The organism is Actinosynnema sp. (genome assembly GCF_052038725.1).
The window spans coordinates 1-2428 of the sequence record NZ_JBQGCX010000754.1; the positions used below are offsets into that span (position 1 = coordinate 1).

General features: G+C 76.9%; 2 protein-coding genes. Both read right to left on the reverse strand.

Annotation, left to right across the window (positions count from 1 at the left end):
* On the reverse strand, positions 1 to 522 hold a 522-nt coding region (locus ACTUAL_RS15655), incomplete at its 3' end, for a beta-ketoacyl synthase N-terminal-like domain-containing protein (RefSeq protein ID WP_440900775.1).
* 46 nt (positions 523 to 568) lie between these two features.
* Positions 569 to 2428: acyltransferase domain-containing protein (locus ACTUAL_RS15660; RefSeq protein ID WP_440900776.1), on the reverse strand; the 1860-nt coding region annotated here is incomplete at its 5' end.

A 2428-nucleotide genomic window follows, 5' to 3' on the forward strand; every position in this document is an offset into this window, starting at 1 on the left:
GCCCTCCAGGTCGGTGGGGCCGCTGAGCCCCAGGTAGCTCTGGGCGACGATGCCCGCGAACACGCCGGTGCGGCTGCCCCTGAGCGCGGCCGGGTCGAGGTGGGCGCGTTCGAGCGCCTCCCAGGCGACCTCCAGCAGGACCCGCTGCTGGGGGTCCATGGCGGTGGCCTCGCGGGGGCTGATGCCGAAGAACTCGGCGTCGAACGTGGTGGCGTCCGCGATGAACCCGCTGTGCCGCGAGTAGGACTTGCCGGGCAGGCCCGGTTCGGGGTCGTAGATGCCGTCGGTGTCCCAGCCCCGGTCGTCGGGGAAGGGCGCGATGGCGTCCCGGCCGTCGGCGACCAGCCGCCACAGGTCCTCGGGTGAGGACACGCCGCCGGGGAAGCGGCAGGCCATGCCGACGATGGCGACCGGCTCGCGCTTGCCCGACTCCAGCTCGGCGAGGCGCTGCTTGGTCTTCTTCAGGTCGGCGCTGACCCACTTCAGGTACTCGACGAGCTTGTCTTCCTTGTCCTGGGACATGCGGGTTCCCGCCCTCCTTGGCACGTGCGTCGTCGGTGTCGGGCGGTCAGCCCGCGGTGCGGCCCAGCTCGTTGTCGATGAACGCGAACAGGTCGTCCGCGGTGGCTTCCGCCAGCTGCCCCACCGGGTCCTCGCCAGGGGTGTTCGCGGCGGTGGTGGGTTCGGTGAGCCGCGCGAGGATGGCGCGCAGCCGGTCGGCGACCTCGGCGGTCGACTCGGCGCCGTCGCCGCCGCGCGGGGCGGTGGCGAGCAGCGACTCCAGCCGGTCCAGCTCGGCGTGCAGCGGCGCGGCGGGTTCCGGCCCGCCGGGCGCGAGCAGCCCGAGCAGGTGGTCGGCGAGGGCGGCCGGGGTCGGGTGGTCGAACACGGCGGTGGCGGGCAGCGCCGCGCCGGTGGCGGCGTTGAGCCGGTTGCGCAGGTCGACCGAGGTGAGCGAGTCGAAGCCGAGCTCCTGGAGGGCCCGGTCCTCCTCGATGCCGTCGGCGTCGTCGCGGTGCAGCACCGAGGCGACCTCGGCGAGCACGGCCGCCAGCAGGATCGTCCGGTGCTTGGCGGCGGGCGCGGCGGCGAGGTCGGCGAGCAGCCGCGAGGTGACCGGCTCGGCGGTGGGCGCGCCCTCGCGGGGCGGGACCAGGAGCCGGTCGCCGCGCGCGGCGGCCAGCGGGACGCCCGCCGCGAGCAGGGCCGCGAGCACGTCGGGGTCGGGCCGGTCGGTGTCCAGGTCGACCAGCAGGACCCGCCCGTTGTGCTCGGCGGCGGCGCGCAGCAGGGTCCAGGCGAGCCTGGCGTCCTCGCCCGCCCGGTCGCCGCCCAGCGCCGGGGCGATCCCGGTGGTGGTGACGACGAGCCGGGGGCCGTCCCAGCCCTGCACCAGGTCCAGGGTGCCCCTGGTGCGGGCGTAGCGGGCCTCGGGGGTGTCCGCCGGGTCGGCGGCGAGGTGCACGGCCAGCGGCAGCAGCACCGCGTCGGCGTCGGCGGGCACGTCGGCGGCGGTGGTGACGACCGGCAGGCCGGGCAGGTCGGCCGCGCCGTGGTCCAGGTCGAGCACGACGAGGGACCTCGGCTCGGCGGGCCGGGTCGGGTGGATCTCCTCCCAGTCGGGGGCGGCGGCGGTCCGGCCCGCGCCGGGGGCGACGACGAGCGCGTACCGGTCGCGCTGGAAGCCGTAGGTGGGCAGGTCGACGTGCCTGGCCCCGGAGCCGTCGAGGAACGCGGCCCAGTCGACGGCCACTCCCCTGGTGTGCAGCAGCGCCAGGGTCTCGGCGGTGGTGTCGACCTCGGGGCGGTCGCGGCGGGTGGAGGCGAGGGCGGCCCGGTCGCGCCGCTCGGGCAGCGCGTCGAGCACCTGCTCGGCCATGGTGGCGAGCACGGTGTCCGGCCCGACCTCCAGGAACGTGGTGGCGCCGAGCGCGACCAGCGCGGTGGTGGCGGGGGCGAACCGGACGGCGCCGCGCACGTGCCGCACCCAGTGGTCGGGGGTGTCCACCGGCGCGTCGGCGGCGCCGGTGAGGGTGGAGACGATCGGGGTGGTCGGCCGGTGGTAGGTGACGGTGGCGGCGACCTCGGCGAACGCGTCGAGGACCGGCTCCACGAGCGGGGAGTGGAAGGCGTGGCTGACGTTGAGCCTGCGGGTGCGCCTGCCGAGGGCGCGCCACGGCTCGGCGGCTGCCAGGGTGGCCTGTTCCTCGCCCGCGAGGACGACGGCGCGCGGCCCGTTGACGGCGGCGATGTCGACCAGCCCCGGCTGGCCTGCCAGCTTCGCGCGGACCTCCTCCTCGGTGGCCTCCACGGCGACCATGGCGCCGGTCGCGGGCAGCTGGTGCATGAGCCTGCCGCGCGCGGCGACCAGGCGGGCCGCGTCGTCCAGGGAGAACACGCCCGCGACGTGGGCCGCGGCGAGCTCGCC